Here is a 24,148-nt window from a genome sequence, read left to right as displayed (position 1 = left end):
CCTCGTGCCCGGAGTCTCCGCCATGCGTGGGTAGGCTGATCGGGTGAGGATCGCGCGTTTCAGCCACAACGGGGCAATCACCTACGGGATCGTCGACGAGACCGACCTGGTCGTCCTCTCCGGCGACCCGATGTTCGCCGGGTTCGAGACGACCGGAGAGCGCGTCCCGATCGGCGACGTGGCGCTGCTGGCACCGGTCATCCCGCGCTCCAAGGTCGTGTGCGTGGGGCGCAACTACCGCGACCACGCGGCCGAGCTGGGCAACGACGTTCCCGCCGAGCCGATGCTGTTCCTCAAGCCGAACACCTCGGTGATCGGTCCCGGCGACGCCATCTCGCTGCCGCCGCAGTCCGAGCGCGTGGACTTCGAGGGCGAGCTCGCGGCCGTCATCGGGAAGATCGCCAAGAACGTCCCGGCGGACAAGGCGCTCGACTACGTCTTCGGCTACACGATCGGCAACGACGTCACGGCGCGCGACCTGCAGAAGACCGATGGCCAGTGGGCGCGTGCGAAAGGCTTCGACACGTTCTGCCCGCTGGGGCCGGCGCTCGAGACCGACTTCGACCCGACCGGCGATGCCGTGGTCACCACCCGCGTGAACGGCGAGGTCCGCCAGCAGGGGCCGATCAGCGACATGATCTTCTCGCTGGCCGACATCATCGCCTACGCGTCGGCGGCCTTCACGCTGCTGCCGGGCGACGTCATCCTCACGGGAACCCCGGCCGGCGTCGGTCCCTTCGAGGCGGGCGACGTCGTCGAGGTCGAGATCTCGGGTCTCGGCATCCTGCGCAATCACGCACGCCATGCCTGACGCCGACACCGGCTCGACCCTCGACCTCGCCCGCATCCAGCGGCGCACCGTCGCCGTGCTCGCCTCGGGGCAGGTGCTGGGCGGTCTCGCCTTCGGCGCGACCGTCTCGCTCGGGGCGGTGCTCGCGGCCGACATCTCGGGCGACGACGCGCTGTCGGGCCTCGCTGCGGCCGCGGTGACCCTCGGCACGGCGCTGATCGCGATCCCGCTCGCGGCCCTCGCTCGCGGTCGCGGCAGGCGCCTGGCGCTGACGGCGGGCATGCTCATCGCACTGGTGGGCGTGGGGCTGGTCGTCTTCGCCGTGGGCCTCGGGTCCTTCGTGCTGCTGCTGCTCGGCTTCGGCCTGATCGGCGGCGGCCAGGCGGCCAATCTGCAGTCGCGCTTCGCCGCCGCCGATCTCGCGACGGACCGGTCACGCGGCCGCGACCTCTCCATCGTGGTGTGGGCGACGACGATCGGGGCGGTGCTCGGCCCGAACCTCACCGGTCCGGGCGAGGTGATCGGGCAGGCGATCGGCATGCCGCCGCTCACCGGGCCGTACGTGTTCACGATCGTCGCGCAGCTGCTCGGCGTGGCGCTGTACCTCTTCGCGCTCCGGCCCGACCCGCTGCTCCTGGCCCAGCGCGAGGTCGCGAGGGCCACCGAGCACCACGAGGCGACGAGCATCGCCAAGCCCGACCGTCCGCTGGTCGCGCGCTACGCGATCTTCGCGATCGCGGCGGCGCACGGCACGATGGTCGCCGTCATGGCGATGACGCCCGTCCACCTGCTCCACCACGGCGCGACGCTGAGCATCATCGGGCTGACCATCAGCCTGCACATCGCGGGCATGTTCGCGCTCGCGCCGGTGTTCGGCATCCTCGCCGACCGCATCGGACGCCTGCGCACGATCCTCGTCGGCCAGGCGATCCTCGCGCTGTCGCTGCTGACCGCCTCGTTCGGCGCCGAATCCACCGTCGCCGTCACGGTCGGCCTCGTCCTCCTGGGGCTCGGATGGAGCGCGTCGACGGTCGCGGGATCCACGCTGCTGACCGAGGCCTCGAGCGAGCAGCTCCGCACGCGCCGGCAGGGCCTCAGCGACTTCACCATGAGCATCGTGGGCGCCGTCGGGGCGATCCTCGCCGGCGTCGTGCTCGGATGGATCGGCTACGACGGGCTCGCGCTCGTGGTCGGCGTCCTCGTCGTGGCGGTCGTGGCGCTCGCGCCGTGGGGACGTGATCGGCGCGCCGAGGCGGGCGGGGAGCTCCCCGCCGAGCCCGAGGAGACGGCGCCCCGCACGTAGACTGGAGGGCGATGTCTTCCACGCCTGACCCCCGCACCACCACCGCCACCGGAGCCGACGTCCGGGTGCGCTTCTGCCCGTCGCCGACGGGCCTTCCGCACGTCGGGCTGATCCGCACCGCGCTGTTCAACTGGGCCTACGCGCGGCACCACGGCGGCAAGCTCGTGTTCCGCATCGAGGACACCGACGCGGCCCGCGACAGCGAGGAGAGCTACCACCAGCTGCTCGACGCGCTGCGCTGGCTCGAGATCGACTGGGACGAGGGCGTCGAGGTCGGCGGACCCCACGGTCCGTACCGCCAGTCGCAGCGCCACGACGTCTACCGCGAGGTGCTCGCGAAGCTCGTCGAGTCCGGCGCCGTGTACGAGAGCTACTCGACCGCCGCCGAGATCGACGCGCGCAACGAGGCCGCCGGCCGCGCGAAGCAGCTCGGCTACGACAACTACGACCGCACGCTCACCGAGGACCAGAAGGCGGCGTTCCGCGCTGAGGGCCGCGAGCCCGCATGGCGTCTGAAGGTGCCCGACGAGGACATCACGTACATCGACATGATCCGCGGCGAAGTCACTTTCCCGGCCGGGTCGTTCCCCGACTTCGTGCTGGTGCGGGCCGGGGGAGTGCCGCTGTACCCGTTCACGAACCCGGTCGACGACGCCCTCATGGGCATCACCCACGTCATCCGGGGCGAGGACCTCATGCCCTCGACCGCGCGGCAGCTCACGCTTTACCGCGCGCTGGTGGACGCCGGGATCACGGACTTCGTGCCGCGCTTCGCGCACATGCCGCTCGTGCTGGGCGAGACCGGCAACAAGAAGCTGTCCAAGCGCGACCCGAAGGCCGACCTGTTCCTGCAGCGCGAGAAGGGGTTCATCCACGAGGGCCTGCTGAACTACCTGGCGCTCCTCGGCTGGTCGATCGCGCCCGACCGCGACGTGTTCTCGCTCGACGAACTCGTCGCCGCGTTCGACATCGCGGACGTCAACCCCAACCCCGCCCGCTTCGACCAGAAGAAGGCCGAGTCGATCAACGGAGACCACATCCGGATGCTGACGCCCGCCGACTTCGAGGCGCGAATCGTTCCGTACCTGGCCGCCGCCGCCATCATCGACGGCGAGCCGACGCCCGAGCAGGCGGCGATCATCACCGCCGCGGCGCCGCTGGTGCAGGAGCGCGTTCAGATGCTGGGCGACGTGCCGGGTCTGCTCGGGTTCCTGTTCACGAACGACATCGAGTATGCCGAGGACGCCCTGAAGTCGCTGCCGGCGAACGCCGACGAGCTCCTGGCCGCCTCGGTCGCGGCGCTGGAACCCGTCTCCGAGTCCGAGTTCACCGCCGCCGCTGTGCAGGAGGCCCTGACCGGCGCCCTCATCGAGGGTCTCGGGCTGAAGCCCCGCGTCGCCTACGGTCCGCTTCGCGTCGCCGTCAGCGGACGGCGCGTCTCGCCGCCGCTGTTCGAGTCGATGGAGCTTCTCGGCAAGGAGGAGACGCTCCGCAGGCTCGCGGGCCTCGTGGCGCGACACGCCTGAGCGCGTCTCGGTTTGTCCGATCGGCCGACGTCGTCTAAGCTTGATCCTCGGCACGACTTCGGTCGAACACCATGGGGTATGGTGTAATTGGCAACACGGCTGATTCTGGTTCAGTTGTTCTTGGTTCGAGTCCAGGTACCCCAGCAAGAAAAGAAACCCCCGCTCAGCGGGGGTTTTCTCATTTCTCGGCTCTTCGCCAGCGGACGACGCCGATGACGGTGATCGTCGCGCCGACGCCGACGACCGCCAGCGACGGGTAGAGCCAGACCGCGCGGTACTCGGACTGCTGCTGCAGGCGTCCGGCCTGGTAGATCGCCTCGTACTCCTCCTCGGTGCCCTGCCAGACGACCTCGCCCTCTTCGTTCCACGCCGTCCACAGCCCGGGCTGGTCCTGCGGGTCCGACTCGCCCATCTGGGCGAACTCGGCCGCCTGCGAGGACGCCGCCACCGACCCGTAGGACCAGCTGAATCCCGCGACGACACCCCACGCGAGCACTCCCAGCAGCCCCAGAGCCGCCACGACGATGCCGATCGTCCGAAGCGCGGTCCCGCGGCGTCGGGTCACCGCCTCGCCTGTCCCCGTCTCCATCTCCAGCTCCTTCGCCCGATGACGTCCGCATTCAGCCGACCGCGCGATGCGACGCGCGGCCAGAGGCGAACGTCCCGGCGCGACACCGGGCGGATCGAGCGAGTCAGGGGGCGTCGGGCAGCGCGCGCGAACTCGCCGGGGGTCGGTTGCCCGCCGGCGGGCGCGGCGGTAGCTTCGAGCCATCGCAGGGCGCGGGGGTGCGACCATCGTGTGGTCGTGGTCCGTCCTTCCGGAAGACGCCGAGGATCGGGTCGCATGGATGCGGCGAAGCTGACGACAGCGCAGACGCGCGAGCTGGCGGAACTGCGCGTCCGCGCCTACGGCGACTCGGGTGCCCCCGCTCTCGATCCCGGTGAGCAGGCTCGGCTTGCCGAGCTCGAGGCTCTCGCTCGCGCGCCGGCGGGATCGCCGCCGGCGGATGAGCCCGTCGACGCGGATCCCGGTGACTCCGCGCGCAACGTCGCCGATTCCGACGGCACACCGCCGAAGACCGCAGGCGGGGCGACGGAGGGAGCCGCTCGTCCGGTGGACGAGCCGGGCCCGTGGTGGCGTCGCTGGATGACGGCGCAGACGGCCGCCGCGGTGGGCATCGGCGTCGTGATCGGGCTCATCGCCGCACTGGCGCTGCCGAGCGTGACAGCACCGCGCGCCGACATCACGCTCGCCGAAACGGACGAGCAGTGGGCATCCCAGTGGGAGAGCTATCTGGTGAGCTACGACATCGTCCCCGAATCGATGCAGGGGCACGACCGGCTGGACGATGTCCTGATGGTGTGGACCGCCGACGGGATCTTCAACGATCGCTGCCTGCTCATCGGTCACGAGCCCACGATGCGGATAACCGTCGAGACGTGCACCGCGCGCGACCGCTACCCGAGCTACGACCTCATCGTCACCGCTCAGCTGCGCGGCGTCCTGGACAACGCCTACCCCGTGGGCACCACACTGCGCCTGGTCGCCCGTGAGGACGCGGTGGACGTGCACGTGCTCGAACCGGCAGGGGAGGGGCGCGTCACCGGGGGGTGAGGCCGTGCAGGCATGCGCTGTGTGCACGGTCCTGCGATGCCGCCACCGTTCACCCGGCCGCGAGCCGACGCAGCGCGCCCTCGCCGAGACGGCGATAGTCGGGCCGGTCATCGCTGCCCACGGCGAGAATCGCGCCCATCGCCGCGGCCCATCCGCGTGCGCGCGTCCACGTCGCCGCGTCGGTCACCTCGGTCGCCTCGATGAAGGTGCGTCTGCCCGCATCGTCGAAGGCGAGCCAGGCGACGGCGAGGTCGTAGGCGGGATCGCCGGCGGTGAGGTCGCCGAAGTCGATGATCGCCGTCAGTCGTCCGTTCCGCGCGATGAGGTTCCCCGGGTGCAGATCGCCGTGGATCCACACGGGCGGACCGGCCCACGGCGGCGCGCCGAGCGCCGTGTTCCACGCCGCCGTCGCGGCGCGCGCGAGCCCGGGGTCGGTGTCGCGTACGGCCAGCTGCCCCAGCCGTGCCCGGATGGCATCGTCTCGCGCGCGCAGCGGGACGCCGCGGAACGGGTTGGACGGATGGAGCCGCGGCGCGGGGGAGTGCAGTGCCCGCAGCGCCCGTCCGAGCGGCTCGGCCCAGGCGCCCCGCTCCTCGACCTCGACGTCGACGGCCGGGCGGCCGGGCCGCCATGCGACGACCGACCACGGCCACGGGAAGGCGGTCGACCGGGTCCCGCGGACGACGGGCACCGGGGTCGACAGTCCGGACGCGGCGGTGATCCGCGGCCCGAGCATCGGAAGCCACCGTTGCTCGTTCTCGATCAGCGGGGCCGCGACCGCCCGCCGGGGGACGCGCACCGCCCACTGCTCGCCCAGCCGCCACACGTGGTTGTCCCAGCCCTCGGCGACCAGACGCAGCGGCATCCGATCCGCGCCCGCGATCGCGTGCGCCTGGTCGGCCAGCAGGCGCCGGACCAGCGCCTCGTCGGCGACGATCTCTGCAGCGGGGGCGTCGGGCACGTCAGCGAGGCTAGCGGTCGGGTGCTCGTCGATGCTCGTGCACGTCCGCATGTCGGGTGCACGGGCCGGCCCCTCCCTTTCGAGGGTTCCTGTCGTGTGGTTGGCTCGGCGGTATGACCGAGGCGATGGCCGAGGGGTACGACGCGCACTCGCGATATCAGCTGGAAGCCGCCGGTTCGTATGCCGGCGTGGTCCGGCACGCCGCGGGCGACGCCGTGCAGGACGTGCGCGACCCGTTCGTGGGGATCGCCGACTACGGGTGCGCGCAGGGCCAGTCGAGCGATCCGCTGCTGCGCGAGGCCATCGCCGAGATCCGCACCACTCGGCCGCGGTCGCCGATCTTCGTGTGTCACAACGACCAGCCCTCGAACGACTGGGCCGCGCTGCTGGATCGTCTGGAGGGGCCCGACTCGTATCTCGCCGTCTCCGACGGGCCGGTCACGCCGCTGATCTCGCCGGTGTCGTTCTACACGCCCGTCCTGCCGCGCGGCACCGTCCACCTCGGGGTCAGCTTCGCCGCAGCGCAGTGGCTGTCCGTGCCCGGTCCGACCGACGCCGGCACGGCCGTGTACTTCGACCAGCTCGAAGGCGAGCACCGGGAGGCGATGCGTCGGCAGGCTCAGGCCGATTGGGGGACGTTCCTGCGGCTGCGCGCCGACGAGCTGGCCCCGGGCGGCCGCCTCGTGATGGATCTGATGGTCGTGGCCGACGACGGCACTCCCGCGGGGCACGATCTCTGGCGCGAGCTGCGGCGGATCTGCCTCGACATGGCGGACGAGGGTCGGATCGACTCCGCTCGGCTCGCGCGGTACGTGCTCCCGGTGTACGAGCGAACGCGCGAGGAGGTGCTCGAGCCGTTCGAGGCGGGATCCGCCGGCGGCCTGGCGATCGAGGCGCTGGCGACCAGACCCATTCCGAACCCCTACGCCGAGCGCTATCGCCGCGACGGCGACGCGGAGGCCTACGGCGCCGACTTCGCCGGGTTCGTCCGCGCCTTCGCGGGGCCAAGCCTTCGCCGAGGACTCGATCTCTCGCCCGATGCGGAGGACGAGATCTTCCGGCGTCTCGCTCAGGCCGTCTCCGAGCGTGCGGACGGGTTCTGGTTCGAGGTCACCACGATCCTGCTCGTCGTAGCTCGCGCCTGAGTCGCGAGCGCCGTTCAGGCATTTCGCAGGAATGTGGATATTGATCTTGTTATGTGTTGGGCTCTGTTGTAGTGTGTGGGAAATCCGAGGAGGGATTCCATGTACGCGACGGAGCGCCAGCAGCTCATCGAGCGGATGCTGCGCGACTCGGGCAGGGTCAGCGTCATCGATCTGGCGCAGCGTCTCGAGGTCACCACTGAGACGATCCGTCGCGACCTCGGCGTCCTCGAGACCTCCGGCCTTCTGCGCCGGGTGCACGGCGGCGCGGTTCCCGCCGATCGGGCCAGCACGGTGGAGCCCACGCTCGCCGAGCGCCTGAGCGTGCACGGTCCGGCGAAGGACGCGATCGCCCGCCGCGCCGCCGAGGCCGTCCCGGCGGGATTCCGGGGCTCGGTCTTCTTCGACGCGGGCAGCACGACCGCGGCGGTCGCCGAGATGCTCGCGGCGCGGCTGCGCGTGGGCGGCGTCGAAGTCGTGACCCACTCGATCGCCATCGCCGCAGACCTCGCCGCGACGCCCGGCGTCGCCCTCACCGTGGTCGGCGGGCGGGTGCGCGGCGTGACGGCGGCCGCCGTCGGCGCCGGCGCCGTCCGCACGATCGAGATGCTGCGACCCGACATCGCGTTCGTCGGCACGAACGGCGTCTCGGCGGACTTCGGGCTGAGCACCCCCGACCCCGACGAGGCCGCGGTCAAGCGCGCCATCGTCGCGGCCGCGCGACGCGTGGTCGTCGTCGCGGCCGCCGACAAGCTCGGCGATGACCTGCTGGTCAGCTTCGCCGGGCTCGACGACATCGATGTCCTCGTGACCGATGCACAGCCGGATGCCGACCTGGCGTCCGCGCTCGACGACGCAGGCGTGGAGGTCTGGCTCGCATGATCGTGACACTGACCGCGAACCCGTCCCTGGACCGGACGATCACCCTGGCGGATGCCCTGCAGCCCGGCGAGGTCCAGTCCGCCGAGGCGTCGCGCGAGGACGCCGGCGGCAAGGGGATCAACGTGGCCGGGGTCATCCGCGCGGCGGGCATGGCCGTCCGCGCGGTGCTGCCGCTCGCGGCCGATGATCCGTTCGACGCCGTGCTGCAGGCGACCGGACTGGACGCCGTGCGCGTCCCCGTCACCGGCCACGTCCGTGCGAACCTGACGATCGCCGATGCGCAGGGCACGACGACCAAGCTGAACCTTCCCGGCGCCACCCTGTCGGGCCCCGAGCAGGCGGCGCTCATCGCGGCGACCGTGGCGGCGAGCGACGGCGCCGCGTGGCTCGTGCTCGCCGGCTCGCTGCCTCCCGGCGCCCCCGACACGTTCTACGTCGAGGTCGTGCGCGCCGTGCGGGACGCCCATGGGGCGTCCGCTCCGCGGATCGCGGTGGACACCTCGGGGGAGGCGCTGCGCGCCGTCGTGCAGCAGGCGATGCCCGACCTCATCAAGCCGAACGAGGACGAGCTGAGCGAGCTGGCCGGCATCGACCTCGACCCCGCTGCGGGGCTCGCCGAGGACGTCCTCCGGATCGCCCGTCACATCGTCCCGGAGCGGTGCGCCGCGGCGCTGATCACGCTCGGCGCGCACGGCGCCGTGCTCGTCGACGGGGACGGCGCCTGGCACGGAACACCCCCGCCGATCACCGTCGCGAGCACCGTCGGCGCCGGGGACAGCTCCCTCGCGGGCTTCCTCATCGGCGACACCGAGGGGCTCCCCGCCCCGCGTCGCCTCGAGCGCAGCATCCGCTACGGCGCTGCCGCTGCCTCGCTCCCGGGAACGCAGCCGCCGCAGCCGGCGGATCTGCCCACCGGCCCCGTCTCCCTCACACGTCTCACCTGAACCCACATCACCAACGGAGGTCACCATGTCCACCATCACCCCGGGGCTCGTCAGCCTCGATACATCGCTCGGCGGCGACAAAGCATCCGTCATCCGAGCCCTCGCCGAGCGGGTCGTCGCGCAGGGTCGTGCGACCGATGCCGAGGGCCTCTTCGCCGACGCCTGGGCACGCGAGGAGAAGGACGAGACGGGGCTGCCGGGCGGCATCGCGATCCCGCACGCCAAGAGCGCGGCGGTCTCGCAGGCATCGCTCGCCTTCGCCCGTCTCGCGCCCGGCGTCGACTTCGGCGCGTCGGACGGCCCGGCAGACCTGGTGTTCCTGATCGCCGCGCCCGAGGGCGCCGCCGAGGAGCACCTCGCGGTGCTCTCCAAGCTCGCGCGGAGCCTCATGCAGGAGGACTTCACCGGCGGACTGCGGGCCGCCTCCAGCGACGACGAGGTCGTCTCGATCGTGCGCCAGGCGATCGGCGAGGAGGAGGCCGCGCCGGCCGCAGCGGCCGAGCCCGCTCCGGCCGAGGCCGCCGCCGGCGGATCGCTGACCGTCGACGGCCGCCCCGCGCGCATCGTCGCCGTCACCTCGTGCGCCACGGGCATCGCCCACACGTTCATGGCGGCGGACGCCCTCACGGCGGCCGGCAAGAAGGCCGGGATCGAGATGGCGGTGGAGCCGCAGGGCTCCAGCGGCTACAAGGCGCTGCCGGGCGATGTCATCGACTCGGCCGACGCGGTCATCTTCGCCACCGACGTGGACGTGCGCGAACTCGGTCGCTTCGCCGGCAAGCCGGTCGTGCGCTCGGGCGTCAAGAAGGGCATCGAACAGCCCGGCGAGCTCATCGACGAGGCGGTGGCGGCGGCCAACAACCCGAACGCCACGCGTGTGACGGCAGCCGCCGCGGCGGCAGCGGCCACCTCGAACGAGAAGATCGGCTGGGGCGCTCGCATCCAGCGGATCCTGCTCACCGGCGTCAGCTACATGATCCCGTTCGTGGCCGGCGGCGGTCTGCTGATCGCGCTCGGGTTCCTGCTCGGCGGCTACGACATCACCGACAACGCCGGCGCGATCATCGTCGAGAACTCGCTGTGGGATCTGCCCGAGGGCGGGCTGCTGACGTATCTCGGCGCCGTGGCGTTCATGATCGGCGCCACATCGATGGGCTTCCTGGTGTCGGCCCTCGCCGGCTACATCGCCTTCGCAATCGCCGACCGGCCCGGCATCGCGCCGGGATTCGTCGCCGGTGCGGTGGCCGTGCTGATGAACGCCGGCTTCATCGGCGGCATCATCGGCGGTCTGCTCGCCGGTGTCGTGGCCTGGTGGCTCGGCAACCTGTCGGCGCCGAGATGGCTGCGCGGCCTCATGCCGGTGGTGATCATCCCGCTGGTCGCGTCGATCGTCGCCTCGGGCCTGATGATCCTCGTCCTCGGGCGTCCGATCGCGCAGCTCATGATCTGGCTGACCGACTGGCTGAACGGCCTCTCGGGCACCTACGCCGTGCTGCTGGGCATCGTGCTCGGCCTCATGATGTGCTTCGACCTGGGCGGTCCGGTCAATAAGGTCGCGTACGCCTTCGCGGTCGCGGGCCTCGGCGGAGCCGTGCAGGGCGACATCAACACGATGATCATGGCGACCGTGATGGCCGCGGGCATGGTCCCGCCGCTGGGCATGGCGCTGGCCTCGACGGTGCTCGCACGCAACGTCTTCACCCCGGTGGAGCGCGAGAACGGCAAGGCCGCGTGGCTGCTGGGTGCGGCGTTCATCTCGGAGGGCGCGATCCCGTTCGCGGCGGCCGACCCGCTGCGCGTCATCCCCGCTTCGATGCTGGGCGGTGCCGTCACCGGCGCTCTGACCATGGCGTTCGGCGTCGGGTCGCTGGCCCCCCACGGCGGCATCTTCGTGTTCTTCGCGATCGAGCCGATCTGGGGCTTCCTCGTGGCCCTCGCCGCAGGTACCGTCGTGACTGCCCTGGTCGTAGTGGCTCTCAAGCGCTTCGTCGGTCGCAAGGAGCTGGAGCAGGCCGAGGCGCCGATGCAGGCGGCCGTCGCCGCGTGACCGGCGACGCGTGAGAACCGACGACGATGAAGGAGAGAACATGGCAGAACGCAAGGCCACCATCGCGAGCAGCTCGGGGCTGCACGCCCGTCCCGCGAAGCTCTTCGTGCAGGCCGTGCAATCCAAGCCGGTGCCCGTGACGATCGCCACCGAGGGCGGCGCGGACCTGAACGCGGGGAGCATCCTCTCGCTCATGGGTCTGGGGGCCTCGCAGGGGTCCGTGGTCACCCTGAAGGCCGAGGGCGCCGGTGCCGAACAGGCGCTCGACGAACTCGTCGCGTTGCTCGAAACGGATCTCGACGCCGAGTGACGTGAAGACGGATGCCGCGGCCGCTTCGCGGGTTCTAGCGATCCCCGCAACACCCTGAGTTTCAGGGAGTTGCGGGGATCGTGTATTCGAGAGCGTTGAAGGCCGAGTTCTTTGAGGTGCTTCGCCGTGAGGGCGACAATGTCGCTGCGGCTGCGCGGCTGGTGGGCGTGAGTGTGAATACGGCCTACGGGTGGGTTCGGGCCGCCGGGGTTCGCGGTCGAGGGAACCCGTATCGGCATGGGCATCCCGGGCGGGCCGAGTATGAGCGGCTGCGGGCGGCTGGGGTCAGTCGTCGCGACGCTGCCTCGCAGGCGGGGGTCGATGAGCACACGGCTCATGACTGGGACTATGGGATCCGCAAGGTCAGCAACGCGCGCCTGTACCCGGACGGGCGCCGGGTGGACTACACCACGGGTATGACCACCTACGTTGACCAGGTGTCGCCACCGCCGGTGACGGCGCTGGAGGCGGAGCTGCATCCGCGGTTCCTGACGCTCGTCGATCGGGAGACGATCGCGGACCTGCACCGTCAGCACCTGTCGTTGCGAGAGATCGGCAGACGGTTGGGCCGGCCGGCATCGACGGTCAAACGGGAGCTCGACAACCACCGGTCCCGGGACGGCTCCTACCGCCCCTACGCGGCGCACCGCGCCTGGGCCCGGAGCCGCCCTCGCCCCAAGAACAGCAAGCTCACCGTTGACGGTCCGCTGCGCGCGTACGTGACCGACAAGCTCGGAGTGCACTGGTCGCCGGAGCAGATCTGCCACGCTCTGGTCAAGGAGTTCCCCGACGACGAGAGCATGCGCGTGAGCACCGAGACGATCTACCAGGCGATCTACGTCCAAGCCCGCGGCGGTCTGCGCCGCGAGATCGCCGACGCGTTGCGCACCGGACGCACCCGCCGCAAACCCCACCGGCACCCGGACCAGCGCACGCCGCGGTTCACCGACCCGATGGTGATGATCTCCGACCGCCCCGCCGAGGTCGAAGACCGCGCCGTTCCCGGACACTGGGAAGGAGACCTGATCGTCGGCACCGGATCGCAATCCGCGATCGTGACCCTCGTCGAACGCACCACGAGATACGTCCTGCTCGGCCACCTGCCCGCCGGGCACACCGCCGAACAAGTCCGCGACGTCCTCGTCCCGCTGATCGGCACCCTGCCCGCGCACCTGCGCGGGTCGCTGACCTGGGACCAAGGCAGCGAGATGGCCGCGCACAAGCAGTTCACGATCGCGACCGACGTCCCGGTCTACTTCTGCGACCCGCACTCGCCCTGGCAGCGCGGATCCAACGAGAACACCAACGGGCTGCTCCGCCAGTACTTCCCCAAGGGCACCGACCTGACCGTCTACGGACCCGAAGACCTCGAACACGTCGCCCAGGAACTCAACGGCCGACCACGCAAGACGCTCGGCTGGGATACCCCAGCCGAGCGTCTGCGTGATCTACTGACAACCACATAAGCCATCAGGTGTTGCGAGGACCCCTAGAAACCGCCCTTCGGCCGCGGCATCCGTCGTTCCGTTCGCCGGTCAGACGTCCGTGGAGTCACCCGGATCGAGTTCGAGGAACTCTCCGCCGCTCTGCTCGACGGCCCACTTCAGGCGTGCGCGATGCATACCGCGTCCGACCACGGACAGGCCGATGTCGTGCGTGCCGAATGCGCGCTGCGGCGCGACGGCGAGGACGAAGTCCATGGCCTCGCCGATCTTGAGCCAGGGTGCCCCCAGCGGAGCGGCGAGGAGCTTCACCGTCGCTCCCTCCGGCACCGCGTACGAGTCGCCCGGGTAGTAGAACGCGTCGTTGACCAGCACCCCGACGTTGTCGATCACCGGGATCGAGGAGTGGATGACGTTGTGGCGCCCGCCGTGGAACGACAGCCGGAAGGGCCCGACCTGGACGGTGTCGCCGGCGGCCACCTCGGTCACGTCGAACTGCTCGGCGGCCACCGCGAGGCCGTGCGGCCCGAAGATCGGCGTCCCGGGGAACGCCTTGAGGATGCGGGTCAGGTGCTCGGGGGTCCAGTGGTCGGGATGCTCGTGCGTCAGCACGATCCCGACGACGTTCTCGAGGTCGCCCAGCGGAGCGGTGAAGTTCCCGGGATCGATGACGAGGGTCTTCCCCGACTCGACGAGGGTCAGTGTGGCGTGCTCGAACTTCGTGACTCGCATGGCATGAGTCAACCCGGTGAGGCTCGGCGACGGCAAGCGGAAAGGCTCTTCCGGCCTCGATTTGGTCGGGGCGCATCGCCCGTGGCATAATCGAACGGTTGTCTTCCGGCCCCATCGTATAGCGGCCTAGTACGCCGCCCTCTCACGGCGGTAACGCGGGTTCGAATCCCGCTGGGGTCACCACCGGAAGATTCTGCGGAAGCAGTTCCGCGGATCCTGCGGTCGACAACGGCCCCATCGTATAGCGGCCTAGTACGCCGCCCTCTCACGGCGGTAACGCGGGTTCGAATCCCGCTGGGGTCACCGAAAGAAGAAGGCCGGTCCGAATGGACCGGCCTTCTTCGTGTCTCGGCTCAGCTCTCGGCGCCGCCGGCGGGGGCGCGGCGGCGGACCACGCGCACGATGGCCCACACGATGAGTCCGATGACGGCCGCGACGCCCAGCCAGGGCAGCAGGAAGCCGATCGCGATGACGATGCCGTTGAGAGTCGCGACCAGCCCATTCCACCCGGCCGCGAGCCCGTCGCCGAATCCTGCGGGGTCGGCCTCGACCGGCTCGAACGACTGCGTGAGCGACACGGTCAGGCTCGACATCGCGACCCTGCTCTCGATCATCTCGAGCTGCTGCTGGTACGACTCGAGCGTCGCCTGGCGCTCCGACAGCGCGCTCTCCGCCGCGATCAGGTCGCTCAGGTCGCCTGCCTGGCTCATCAGCTCGGTGAGCCGGTCCACCGACGCCTGCGCCGCGTCGATCCGGGCCTGCAGGTCGATCGTCTGGTCGGTGACGTCCTGGCGGCTGATGCTCGACGCCGTCACCTCTCCCACGTCGTCCAGTTCGTCGATGACGGCCGAGAGCTCGTCGGAGGGGACGCGCACGGTCACCCATGCGCCGTAGGGCATGTACTCGTAGGACGTGTACATGTCGTCGGCGACGCCGTCCTCGATCGCTCCCGACGACCGCTGGGCGGTCGTGTCCACGTTCATCGACTCGACGTAGCCGCCGTGCGCCTCCGCGGAGGCGCCGATCTCGCGCGCCGCGGCCGAGAGGTCATCCACGACGACGGTGGCGGCCGCGTTCGTGATGATCGCACGCTCCGCGATGGCGCCGTCGCCGGCGATGGCCTCGTCGGCGGCGATCGAGGACTCCGCGTCGGCTCCGCCGAGGTCGGACTCCTCGACGACGGCGCTGTCGGGCGCCGTGGCGGCGTCGACGCTCGCCCCCGAGGTCCCGACGATCGTCCCCACGCTCGGGGCGATGACGGCGGCGACCGCGATGACCGCGGCGGCCGCTCCTCCGGCGATCCAGTATCCGCGGCGTCGTGTGCGCCGGGCGCGCCCGCGAGCCCGCTCCTGCGCGATGCCGGCGAAGATCTCGTCCTCGATCGCGTCGATGCGGTCCTCGCTCAGCTCGGGCAGGTCCGGTGCGGCGCCGGTGTGCTCGTCGGTGGTCATGTCGTCTCCTTCGCGGCGGTCGTCCGCAGGCGCGTGCGGATGCGGGAGAGACGATTCCTGACGGTTCCGTGCGGAACGCCGAGCTGCTCGGCGGCCGCCTGGTATGCATAGCCCTCGGCGGCGCACAGGCGGAAGATGTCGCGGTCCAGCGGCGACATCAGCTGCACCTGCTCGAGGATGCGCTCGACGAGGACCCGATCGACGACCTGGCTCTCGACGTCGACGGTCGCCGGGAGGGTCTCGTCGGCCTCGCCGGCGCTGTGCTCGCGGTCGCGCCGCTGGCGGCGGATGCGGTTGGCGGCCTGGAATCGGCAGATCGTGACCAGCCATGGCAGGAGCGAGTCGCCCTCGAGGGTCAGATCGGGCAGCTTCCGCCACGCGGCCAGGAAGGTCTCCTGGGTCACGTCCTCGGCGTCGGCGGCCGTCCCCACGAGCCCGTGGGCGAGCCAGTACACCGGCCGCACGTAGGCGCGGTACAGCGAGTGGAAGGCACGCTCGCTGCCGCCCGCGGCAAGGGCCGCGAGCTCCCTGTCGTCGATCGCTTCGTCGGTCATCCCCGTCCCCGGCTCACCTGCGCACCCGTCGTCGGGCCGCCACCGGGCCCATTGTCTCTCACCCTGTCAGTGTCCCGAGGCGGCCGATCGTCTCGCGGTGGACAACCGGATCGACGAGGCCGTGCCCGATCGACGCTGTATCCTGATCACCGCGAGAGGGAGTATCCCGTCCTCGCGCGTCCGTCACCACGAGCAGCGTCGAAGCGGCTCCGGGCGCGCGCCGCCGCCGCGGGGGAGAGACTTTCGGCCTCCGTCCTCCCCTCCGAAAGGCTCCCATGGGCTTCGAGATCCCCGTTTGGTTCGAGATCAGCGCGCTCGTCGTGCTGACGCTCGTCCTCATCGCCGATCTTCTGCTGATCCTCAAGCGCCCGCACATCCCGTCGATGAAGGAGGCGAGCCTGTGGGTCGTCTTCTACGTCGGCCTGGCGCTCGTCTTCGCGGTCGTCATGCTCATGGTCACCGGCAGCCATGATGCGATGGGGCAGTTCATCGCGGGATGGCTGACCGAGTACAGCCTGTCGGTGGACAACCTGTTCGTCTTCGTCCTGCTGATGAGCCAGTTCGCGGTGCCGCGCCGCTACCAGCAGGAGGTGCTGATGGTGGGCATCATCATCGCGCTGATCCTGCGCGCGATCTTCATCCTGCTCGGCGCTGCGCTGATCGAGAACTTCAGCTGGATCTTCTACATCTTCGGGCTGTTCCTGGTCTACACCGCTTGGCGGCAGGCGTTCCCGGGTGCGCACGAGGACGAGGCGCAGAAGGAGACCGGCATCGTCCGGTTCCTGCGCCGCTTCATCGACATCAGCGACGAGTACGACGGGGCGAAGCTGCGCACGGTCGTGAACGGCAAGAAGATCTGGACGCCGATGGTGCTGGTCTTCATCGCGATCGGCTTCACCGATCTGATCTTCGCCATCGACTCGATCCCCGCCATCTTCGGTATCACGCAGAGCCCGTTCATCGTCTTCACGGCGAACCTCTTCGCCCTCATGGGGCTGCGGCAGCTGTACTTCCTGCTCGGGGGACTGCTCGACAAGCTCAAGTACCTGCACTACGGCATCGCGTTCATCCTCGCGTTCATCGGCGTGAAGCTCTTCCTCCATGCGCTCCATGTCAACGAGCTGCCGTTCATCAACGGCGGCGAGCATGTCGACTGGGCTCCCGAGATCAGCACGTGGGCCTCGCTCGCCGTCATCGTCGCGGCGATGCTCGTCGCCACCGTGGCCAGCCTCGCCTCCACCCGCCGCCCGCACATGTCGTCCGCGGACCGCGCGTCGCTCCCGGACGGCTCGGGGGGAACGGATGCCGAGCGCGCGGCCGCAGAGGTGGCCGAGCAGAAGGGCACACCGCCCATCGTGGACCCCGAGCCCGGGCGCGACGAACGCTGACGTCCCGCGTCACGCTCGGGCGGGCCGGTTCGAGCGGGTGATACCCTAACGACGTGCGGATCGCTCGCCTTCTCCTTAGCGGCCGCGACGAGTCCTAGTTCCCAGGCCTCCCTCGTCGCGGAGATCGTCGCGGGCTTGATCCCCCCTTCCCAGGAGAAACGACTGAGCATGAGCAGCACGTCCAACGACGCATCCGCCATTCCCGAGCGCCCGCGCACCCTCGCCGAGAAGGTGTGGGACGACCACCTCGTGGTCAAGGGCGAGGACGGCCAGCCCGACCTCATCTACATCGACCTCCACCTCGTGCACGAGGTCACGAGCCCGCAGGCGTTCGACGGACTGCGCGCCGACGGCCGGCCGGTGCGCCGCCTCGAGCACACCATCGCGACCGAGGACCACAACACCCCGACGCTGGACATCCACCTGCCGATCGCCGATCCCACCAGCCGCACGCAGATCGAGACGCTGCGGCGCAACGCCGACGAGTTCGGCGTGCGCCTGCACTCGCTCGGCGACGCGGAGCAGGGGATCGTGCACGTCGTGGGACCGCAGCTGGGCCTGACGATGCCCGGGATCACGGTCGTGTGCGGCGACTCGCACACCTCGACGCACGGCGCGTTCGGCGCCATGGCGTTCGGCATCGGCACCAGCGAGGTCGAGCACGTGCTCGCCACGCAGACGCTGCCGCTGAAGCCCTTCAAGACGATGGCGATCACCGTCGAGGGAGAGCTCAAGCCCGGCGTCACGGCCAAGGACATCATCCTCGCCGTCATCGCCAAGATCGGCACGAACGGCGGCCAGGGCTACGTGCTCGAGTACCGCGGCAGCGCCATCCGCTCCCTCTCGATGGAGGGGCGCATGACCATGTGCAACATGTCGATCGAGGCCGGCGCCCGCGCCGGCATGGTCGCCCCCGACGAGAAGACCTTCGCGTACCTGAAGGGGCGCGACCACGCGCCGACGGGCGCGGACTGGGACGAGGCGGTCGCGTACTGGCGCACGCTCCCCAGCGACGAGGGCGCCGTCTACGACGCCGAGGTCTTCCTGGACGCGAACGAGCTCGAGCCGTTCGTCACGTGGGGCACGAACCCGGGACAGGGCGTCTCGCTGAACGACGTCGTGCCGGAGCCCTCCGACTTCGCCGACGCGAACGAGCGCGCCGCCGCCGAGCGGGCGTTGGAGTACATGGACCTCGAGGCGGGCACGCCGCTGAAGGAGGTCCCTGTCGACGCGGTCTTCATGGGCTCGTGCACCAACAGCCGCATCGAGGACCTGCGCGCGTTCGCTTCGGTCATCAAGGGCCGCACGAAGGCCGATGGCGTGCGGGTCATGGTCGTGCCGGGCTCGGCGCGCGTGCGCATCGAAGCCGAGGCCGAGGGCCTCGACAAGGTCTTCGAGGACTTCGGCGCCGAGTGGCGCTTCGCCGGATGCTCGATGTGCCTGGGCATGAACCCCGACCAGCTCGCTCCCGGCGAGCGGTGCGCGTCGACATCGAACCGAAACTTCGAGGGGCGGCAGGGCAAGGGCGGCCGCACGCACCTCGTGTCGCCGCTCGTGGCCGCGGCCACCGCGGTCCGCGGAACGCTGTCGAGCCCGAGCGACCTGGAGCCGGTGCCCGAGCCGGTCGCGACGACCGGGGCGGAGGCCTGACATGGAGAAGTTCACCACGCACACCGGCGTCGCAGCTCCCCTGAAGCGCTCCGCCGTCGACACCGACCAGATCATCCCGGCCGTCTACCTCAAGCGCGTCACCAAGACGGGCTTCCACGACGCGCTGTTCGCCAACTGGCGTCAGGATCCGGAGTTCGTCCTGAACCAGCCGGCCTACGAGAAGGCGAGCATTCTCGTCGCGGGCCCCGACTTCGGCACCGGATCCAGCCGCGAGCACGCCGTCTGGGCGCTGCGGGACTACGGCTTCGCCGTCGTGCTCAGCCCCAAGTTCGCCGACATCTTCCGCGGGAACGCCGGCAAGCAGGGACTGGTCACCGGTGTGATCAGCGAGGCGGATCTCGAGGCGATCTGGGCGGCGCTCGACGCCGACCCGGGTGTGCAGATGACCGTCGACCTCGAGACCCGCACCGCCGAGGTCGGCGATATCCGGGTGCCATTCGAGATCGACGATTACACTAGGTGGCGGCTTCTCGAAGGGCTCGACGACATCGGGCTCACGCTGCGCAACGAAGACAAGATCGCGGAGTTCGAGGCCCGCCGCGAGGCATGGCGGCCGCGGACGACACCCGTCCGATGACGCCACGAGCCCGACCACAACCCGGTCGGGCGGGGTTCACCACCCTCGATGACACAAGTGAGGTCCACCGGATGAAGTCGCTTCTCAGCGCCAGCACCGACGACAAGGCAGAGGAGCCCGACGTGTCCGCTGAGACACTGCGCATCCGCGGCGGACGGCCGCTGACCGGCCGCGTCGAGGTCAAGGGCGCGAAGAACCTCGCCACCAAGGCGATGGTCGCAGCCCTGCTCGGCGAGACGCCCAGCACCCTCCGCGACATTCCCGGGATCAGCGACGTCAACGTCGTGCGCTCCCTGCTGGAGGTGCACGGAGTCACGGTCGAGGAGGGCGACGAGCCCGGCTCGCTGCGCCTGGACCCGAGCGGCGCCGTCACGGCCCACTTCGAGGAGATCGACGCCCACGCGGGCGCCTCGCGCATCCCGATCCTGTTCTGCGGTCCGCTGCTGCACCTGCTGGGCGAGGCGCTCATCCCCGACCTCGGCGGCTGCCGCATCGGCGACCGGCCCATCAACTTCCACATGGACGCGCTGCGCGCGTTCGGCGCGATCGTGGACAAGAGCTACGAGGGCATCCGCATCACCGCCCCCGACGGCCTCACCGGGGCCGAGATCGAGCTGCCGTACCCGAGCGTCGGCGCGACCGAGCAGGTGCTCCTGACGGCGGTCAAGGCGAAGGGCGTCACGGAGCTGCGAAACGCGGCGATCGAGCCCGAGATCATGGATCTCATCGCCGTGCTCCAGAAGATGGGCGCGATCATCTCGTACGAGCCCAATCGCGTCATCCTGATCGAGGGCGTCGACGAGCTGCGCGGCTACGACCACCGGTGCATCTTCGACCGCAACGAGGCTGCGTCGTGGGCGTGCGCGGCGCTCGCGACCGACGGCGACATCTTCGTCGGCGGAGCGCGCCAGCAGGAGATGCTGACCTTCCTCAACGTCTTCCGCAAGGCGGGCGGCTGGTTCGACGTCCGCGAGGACGGCATCCAGTTCCGCCGCGGCGGATCGATCAAGCCCGTCGTCGTCGAGACCGACGTGCACCCCGGCTTCATGACCGACTGGCAGCAGCCGCTCATCGTGGCGCTGACGCAGGCGGAGGGCACCTCGGTCGTGCACGAGACCGTGTACGAGAACCGCCTCGGCTTCACCGACGCGCTCAACCAGATGGGCGCCGACATCGTCGTGCACCCCGACGGGATCGCCAGCTCCGACCGCCGCGTTCCGCGGCGCGCCCTCGAGCAGGCCGCGGTCATCAACGGCCCGACGCCCCTGCACGGCGCCGACGTCGAGGTGCCGGACCTGCGCGGCGGATACAGCTACGTCATCGCGGCACTCGCGGCCGAGGGCGAGTCGATCGTCCGCAACGTCGGCATCATCCGGCGCGGCTACGAGAAGTTCTTCACGAAGCTCGACGCCCTCGGCGCCGACTTCGACGTCATCGGGTGAGCGCGGTGGCGAACCCCCGCCCCCGTGCGTCCCGCGAGAAGACCCGTCCGAGCATCTTCTGGCCGCTCGCGGTCATCGTCATCCCGCTGATGAGCTTCGTCGCGAAGCTCGAGATCAGCGGCGGCGAGAAGCTCCCCCGCGAGGGCGCGTTCGTGCTGGCGCCGAACCACGCCAGCGAGATGGATCCGATCCTCGTCGCGTGGGCGGTGTGGCGCATGGGACGCGCGCCGCGGTTCATGGCGAAGGAGAGCCTCTTCCGCATCCCGGTCCTCGGCTGGGTGCTGCGGGCCTCCGGCATGATCCCCGTGGCGCGCGCGACCTCGGCCAGCGCCGCGAAGCAGACCATGACGGCGGCGACCGAGCTCACCGAGCACGGCCGCGGGGTCATCGTGTACCCGGAGGGCTCGCTGACGCGCGACCCCGAGCTGTGGCCCATGCGAGGCAAGACCGGGGCGGTGCGCCTCGCGCTGGCGGGCGACATCCCGGTCGTGCCGCTCGCCCACTGGGGCGTCCAGCAGATCCTGCCCCGCTACGGCAAGCTGAGCCTGTGGCCGCCGCGCAAGCGCGTGCGCATCAGCGTCGGGGACCCGGTCGACCTGAGCGACTTCGCCGATCGCGCCGCGCAGCCGGCCGCGCTGGTGGAGGCCACCGAGCGCGTCATGTCGGCGATCACCGCCGAGCTCGAGACGCTGCGCGGCGAGAAGGCGCCGGCCACCCGCTGGAACCCGGCCGAGCACGGGCAGAAGGAGACGGGGCGCCTTGAGTCGTAGACATGACCGGCCGCGCGTCGCCGTGATCGGAGCGGGCAGCTGGGGGACCACGTTCGGCAAGATCCTCGCCGACGGCGGCGCGGACGTCGTGATGTGGGCGCGCCGCCCCGAGCTCGCGCACGAGATCGACGAAGCCAAGCGCAACAGCCAGTACCTGCCGGGGATCAATCTGCCCCGCGCGATGACGGCGACGCACCACCTCGCCGACGCGCTCGACGGCGCCGAGCAGATCTATCTGTCCATCCCGAGCCAGGCCGTGCGGCAGAACCTGAAGGCGGTCCGCCCGCTGGTCGCCAAGACGGACGTTCCGATCGTGTCGCTCATGAAGGGCGTCGAACGTCGCACGGGCCTGCGCATGAGCCAGGTGATCGAGCAGGAGCTGCACTGCGACCCGGCCCGGATCGCGGTGGCGTCCGGCCCCAATCTCGCCCTCGAGATCGCGCGCGAGCAGCCCACGGCGGCCGTCATCTCCTCCACGAGCGAGGAGACGGCGGATGCGGTCGCCCGACGTGCCCGCAACCGGTACTTCCGCACGTTCGTGAACACGGACGTCATCGGCACCGAGTTCGGGGGCGTGCTGAAGAACCTGATCGCAGTCGCCATCGGCATCGTCGACGGCGTCGGGTACGGCGAGAACACCAAAGCCTCGATCATCACGCGCGGGCTGGTGGAGATGACCGACTTCGCCGTCGCGCAGGGCGCGCAGTCCGAGACGCTCCAGGGGCTGGCGGGGCTGGGCGATCTGATCGCCACGTGCCAGTCGCCGCTGAGCCGCAACAACACCGCCGGGCGCCTGCTCGGTCAGGGGTACGGCTTCCAGGACGTCGTGAAGCAGATGCAGCAGACCGCCGAAGGACTCGCCTCGGTCGCCCCCGTGCTTCAGCTGGCACGCGAGGTCGGCGTCGAGATGCCGATCGTCGAGCAGGTGAAGATGGTGCTGGACGGCACGATGGATCCGCGCGACATCGCGCCCCACCTGACAACCGACGACGACACCCCGAAGGGGGAGAGGACGCAGAATGGACAAGCCGGCGGTGGCGGTGCTCTTTGGCGGTCGCTCGAGCGAGCATTCGATCAGTTCCGCAACCGCGGGCGGAGTGCTCCGGGCGATCGACCGTGACCGGTTCCGCGTCATCCCGATCGGCATCACCCGCGACGGCGCATACGTCCTCGAGGACGACGACCCCGACAAGTTCGCGCTGAACCCCGAGCGGCTGCCCGAGGTCGTCGACAACGGCACCCGCGTGGTGTGGCCGGACTCGACGCTCACGCGCGAGCTGAAGGTCGTCGACGGCGGCGGGGAGCGGTCGCTGGGCGACGTCGACGTCGTGCTGCCGATCCTGCACGGCCGGTTCGGCGAGGACGGGACGATCCAGGGCTTCCTCGAACTCCTCGGCATCCCGTACGCGGGCGCCGGCGTGCTCATGTCGGCGATCGGGATGGACAAGCACACCACCAAGAGCGTGCTGAAGGCCGCGGACGTCCCGGTCGTGCCGTGGGTGACCGTGACGCGCGCCACGCTGGAGCGCGCTCGCGCCGTGTGGGAACAGCGCATCCGGGCCCTCGGTCTGCCCGTCTTCGTCAAGCCCGCGCGGGCAGGCTCGAGCGTCGGCGTGTCGAAGGTCTCGGAGTGGAGCGAGCTCGACGAGGCGCTGGACGTCGCGTTCGCCGAGGACTCCACCGTCCTGGTGGAGCAGTCCGTCGTCGGCCGCGAGATCGAGTGCGGCGTGCTGCAGGCGCGCGACGGCGGGCTGCCGCGCGTGAGTCTCGCGGGCGAGATCGTGATCTCGGGCCGCGACTTCTACGACTTCGAGGCGAAGTACCTCGGTGCTCCCGGCATCGACCTCGTGTGCCCGGCGGACCTCGGCGACGGCGAGCTCGCCGAGATGCAGCGGATCGCCGCCCGCGCCTTCGAGGCCGTGGGGGGCGAGGGCCTGGCCCGCGTCGACTTCTTCTTCACCGGCACCGAGTTCTTCGTCAACGAGGTCAACACGATGCCCGGCTTCACGCCGATCTCGATGTTCCCGACGTGCTGGATCGCCAGCGGCATGACCTACCCGGCGCTGGTGACCGAGCTGATCGACATGGCGCTCGAGCGGGGCGCCGCCTAGCCTTCGTCGGAGTCCTCGGGCAGCCCCTCGGGGTCCACGCAGGCGCCCACCTCCGGCAGCGTTCCGACCGAGATGCTGAGGGCGTCGAGCACGACGTTCGGCGAGACGACCTCGTTGTCGAGGTACACCTCGACGGCGGGCGACCGCCCGTAGGTCGTCAGGCGGAACCGCGGCGACTCCGATTCGTCGACGAGCCAGTCAACCCCGCCGAGCGTGATGCAGCGCAGCGTCGACGGGGCCGGCGTCTCGAGCCCGCACGTGAGCAGCACCGCGGCGGGCTCGCCCCACGCGCCGGTGGCCTGGGCGTCGGTCCAGCGGCGCTCCTGACCGTCGAGCGAGTCGGGCAGGCGCACGATGACCTCGGCACAGGCGGGGTCGTTCGCGTTCGCGGCGGGCTCCATCGGCACGGTGGAGGTGCACGCGGCGAGCCCGGCGGCCAGGGTCCCGGTCAGTGCGAGCGCGACGAGACGGCGGGACAGGCGGGGCACCC

Annotated in this window: 23 protein-coding genes and 3 tRNA genes; 20 read left to right on the top strand and 6 right to left on the bottom strand. The window is 70.6% G+C overall.

Annotation, left to right across the window (positions count from 1 at the left end; genetic code table 11):
• Positions 1-43: 43 nt before the first annotated feature.
• The 4 genes from HD594_RS12580 to HD594_RS12565 all read left to right on the top strand — a co-directional run bounded on the left by HD594_RS12580 (position 44) and on the right by HD594_RS12565 (position 3,763).
• Positions 44-811: a fumarylacetoacetate hydrolase family protein gene (locus HD594_RS12580; protein WP_184751281.1), complete on the top strand. Its 768-nt coding sequence runs from the start codon at positions 44-46 to the stop codon at positions 809-811.
• Positions 804-2,093, top strand: coding sequence for an MFS transporter (locus tag HD594_RS12575; RefSeq protein WP_184751280.1), 1,290 nt, complete (start codon positions 804-806; stop codon positions 2,091-2,093). Before HD594_RS12580 ends, HD594_RS12575 begins: the two co-directional genes overlap by 8 nt.
• A gap of 11 nt (positions 2,094-2,104) precedes the next feature.
• On the top strand, positions 2,105-3,619 hold the full coding sequence (gene gltX, locus HD594_RS12570; RefSeq protein ID WP_184751279.1) for a glutamate--tRNA ligase: 1,515 nt from the start codon (positions 2,105-2,107) through the stop codon (positions 3,617-3,619).
• 72 nt (positions 3,620-3,691) lie between these two features.
• Positions 3,692-3,763 (top strand) — tRNA-Gln (locus HD594_RS12565).
• 34 nt (positions 3,764-3,797) lie between these two features.
• Here the strand turns inward: HD594_RS12565 and HD594_RS12560 are convergent.
• Complete coding sequence (locus HD594_RS12560; RefSeq protein ID WP_184751278.1) at positions 3,798-4,208, bottom strand: hypothetical protein; 411 nt, start codon at positions 4,206-4,208, stop codon at positions 3,798-3,800.
• A gap of 255 nt (positions 4,209-4,463) precedes the next feature.
• Here HD594_RS12560 and HD594_RS12555 point away from each other — a divergent pair, with 255 nt between their 5' ends.
• Positions 4,464-5,234, top strand: a complete 771-nt coding sequence (locus tag HD594_RS12555) for a hypothetical protein (RefSeq protein WP_184751277.1) — start codon at positions 4,464-4,466, stop codon at positions 5,232-5,234.
• Positions 5,235-5,283: 49 nt separating this feature from the next.
• Here HD594_RS12555 and HD594_RS12550 read toward each other — a convergent pair whose 3' ends face one another.
• The gene (locus HD594_RS12550) at positions 5,284-6,195 is read right to left on the bottom strand and encodes an aminoglycoside phosphotransferase family protein (RefSeq protein ID WP_184751276.1); all 912 of its coding nucleotides are present in this window, start codon (positions 6,193-6,195) and stop codon (positions 5,284-5,286) included.
• Positions 6,196-6,308: 113 nt separating this feature from the next.
• Here HD594_RS12550 and HD594_RS12545 point away from each other — a divergent pair, with 113 nt between their 5' ends.
• From HD594_RS12545 to HD594_RS12520, 6 genes are all read left to right on the top strand, one after another.
• Positions 6,309-7,340 (top strand): class I SAM-dependent methyltransferase, encoded by a 1,032-nt coding sequence (locus HD594_RS12545; protein ID WP_184751275.1) that lies wholly within the window; start codon positions 6,309-6,311, stop codon positions 7,338-7,340.
• A 99-nt stretch (positions 7,341-7,439) separates the two neighbouring features.
• A complete protein-coding gene (locus HD594_RS12540; protein ID WP_184751274.1) occupies positions 7,440-8,219 on the top strand; it encodes a DeoR/GlpR family DNA-binding transcription regulator in 780 nt (259 codons plus the stop codon).
• On the top strand, positions 8,216-9,163 hold the full coding sequence (locus tag HD594_RS12535) for a 1-phosphofructokinase family hexose kinase (protein WP_184751273.1): 948 nt from the start codon (positions 8,216-8,218) through the stop codon (positions 9,161-9,163). Before HD594_RS12540 ends, HD594_RS12535 begins: the two co-directional genes overlap by 4 nt.
• A 25-nt stretch (positions 9,164-9,188) precedes the next feature.
• A complete protein-coding gene (locus HD594_RS12530; RefSeq protein ID WP_184751272.1) occupies positions 9,189-11,210 on the top strand; it encodes a PTS fructose transporter subunit IIABC in 2,022 nt (673 codons plus the stop codon).
• Positions 11,211-11,250: 40 nt separating this feature from the next.
• Positions 11,251-11,520, top strand: coding sequence for an HPr family phosphocarrier protein (locus tag HD594_RS12525; RefSeq protein WP_184751271.1), 270 nt, complete (start codon positions 11,251-11,253; stop codon positions 11,518-11,520).
• A gap of 269 nt (positions 11,521-11,789) precedes the next feature.
• Positions 11,790-12,986 carry an IS30 family transposase gene (locus tag HD594_RS12520; RefSeq protein ID WP_420827207.1) on the top strand — a complete coding sequence of 399 codons (1,197 nt, stop codon included), beginning with the start codon at positions 11,790-11,792 and terminating at the stop codon, positions 12,984-12,986.
• A gap of 69 nt (positions 12,987-13,055) precedes the next feature.
• On the opposite strand, the gene HD594_RS12515 is transcribed toward HD594_RS12520, so the two are convergent.
• Entirely contained in the window at positions 13,056-13,694 is a 639-nt protein-coding gene (locus HD594_RS12515; RefSeq protein ID WP_184751270.1) for an MBL fold metallo-hydrolase, read from the bottom strand.
• Between the two features lie 107 nt (positions 13,695-13,801).
• Between HD594_RS12515 and HD594_RS12510 the strand changes: the two genes are divergently transcribed.
• Positions 13,802-13,877: transfer RNA gene (locus tag HD594_RS12510), tRNA-Glu, on the top strand.
• A 47-nt stretch (positions 13,878-13,924) separates the two neighbouring features.
• Positions 13,925-13,997 (top strand) — tRNA-Glu (locus HD594_RS12505).
• A 50-nt stretch (positions 13,998-14,047) separates the two neighbouring features.
• Here HD594_RS12505 and HD594_RS12500 read toward each other — a convergent pair.
• Both HD594_RS12500 and HD594_RS12495 read right to left on the bottom strand, forming a co-directional pair.
• Entirely contained in the window at positions 14,048-15,145 is a 1,098-nt protein-coding gene (locus tag HD594_RS12500; RefSeq protein WP_184751269.1) for a DUF4349 domain-containing protein, read from the bottom strand.
• The gene (locus HD594_RS12495; protein ID WP_184751268.1) at positions 15,142-15,699 is read right to left on the bottom strand and encodes an RNA polymerase sigma factor; all 558 of its coding nucleotides are present in this window, start codon (positions 15,697-15,699) and stop codon (positions 15,142-15,144) included. Before HD594_RS12495 ends, HD594_RS12500 begins: the two co-directional genes overlap by 4 nt.
• A 275-nt stretch (positions 15,700-15,974) precedes the next feature.
• Between HD594_RS12495 and HD594_RS12490 the strand changes: the two genes are divergently transcribed.
• The 7 genes from HD594_RS12490 (at position 15,975) to HD594_RS12460 (ending at position 23,658) form a co-directional block, all read left to right on the top strand.
• Entirely contained in the window at positions 15,975-17,087 is a 1,113-nt protein-coding gene (locus HD594_RS12490; protein WP_184751267.1) for a TerC/Alx family metal homeostasis membrane protein, read from the top strand.
• Positions 17,088-17,255: 168 nt separating this feature from the next.
• A complete protein-coding gene (gene leuC / locus HD594_RS12485; protein WP_184751266.1) occupies positions 17,256-18,737 on the top strand; it encodes a 3-isopropylmalate dehydratase large subunit in 1,482 nt (493 codons plus the stop codon).
• A 1-nt stretch (position 18,738) separates the two neighbouring features.
• The gene (gene leuD, locus HD594_RS12480) at positions 18,739-19,335 is read left to right on the top strand and encodes a 3-isopropylmalate dehydratase small subunit (protein ID WP_184751265.1); all 597 of its coding nucleotides are present in this window, start codon (positions 18,739-18,741) and stop codon (positions 19,333-19,335) included.
• 71 nt (positions 19,336-19,406) lie between these two features.
• A complete protein-coding gene (murA, locus tag HD594_RS12475; RefSeq protein ID WP_184751264.1) occupies positions 19,407-20,777 on the top strand; it encodes a UDP-N-acetylglucosamine 1-carboxyvinyltransferase in 1,371 nt (456 codons plus the stop codon).
• Between the two features lie 5 nt (positions 20,778-20,782).
• Positions 20,783-21,547, top strand: a complete 765-nt coding sequence (locus HD594_RS12470; protein WP_271171256.1) for a lysophospholipid acyltransferase family protein — start codon at positions 20,783-20,785, stop codon at positions 21,545-21,547.
• Complete coding sequence (locus HD594_RS12465; protein WP_221446617.1) at positions 21,537-22,667, top strand: NAD(P)H-dependent glycerol-3-phosphate dehydrogenase; 1,131 nt, start codon at positions 21,537-21,539, stop codon at positions 22,665-22,667. The genes HD594_RS12470 and HD594_RS12465 overlap by 11 nt, the downstream gene beginning before the upstream one ends.
• Complete coding sequence (locus HD594_RS12460; RefSeq protein WP_184751263.1) at positions 22,567-23,658, top strand: D-alanine--D-alanine ligase family protein; 1,092 nt, start codon at positions 22,567-22,569, stop codon at positions 23,656-23,658. The genes HD594_RS12465 and HD594_RS12460 overlap by 101 nt, the downstream gene beginning before the upstream one ends.
• Here HD594_RS12460 and HD594_RS12455 read toward each other — a convergent pair.
• The gene (locus HD594_RS12455) at positions 23,655-24,146 is read right to left on the bottom strand and encodes a DUF3515 family protein (RefSeq protein ID WP_184751262.1); all 492 of its coding nucleotides are present in this window, start codon (positions 24,144-24,146) and stop codon (positions 23,655-23,657) included. The genes HD594_RS12460 and HD594_RS12455 overlap by 4 nt on opposite strands.
• Positions 24,147-24,148: the final 2 nt, after the last annotated feature.

The sequence above is a fragment of the Microbacterium thalassium genome (assembly GCF_014208045.1).
Lineage (GTDB): Bacteria > Actinomycetota > Actinomycetes > Actinomycetales > Microbacteriaceae > Microbacterium > Microbacterium thalassium.
The sequence above is the reverse complement of the archived record's forward strand: the minus strand, read 5'-3'. Positions and strand labels throughout refer to the sequence as shown.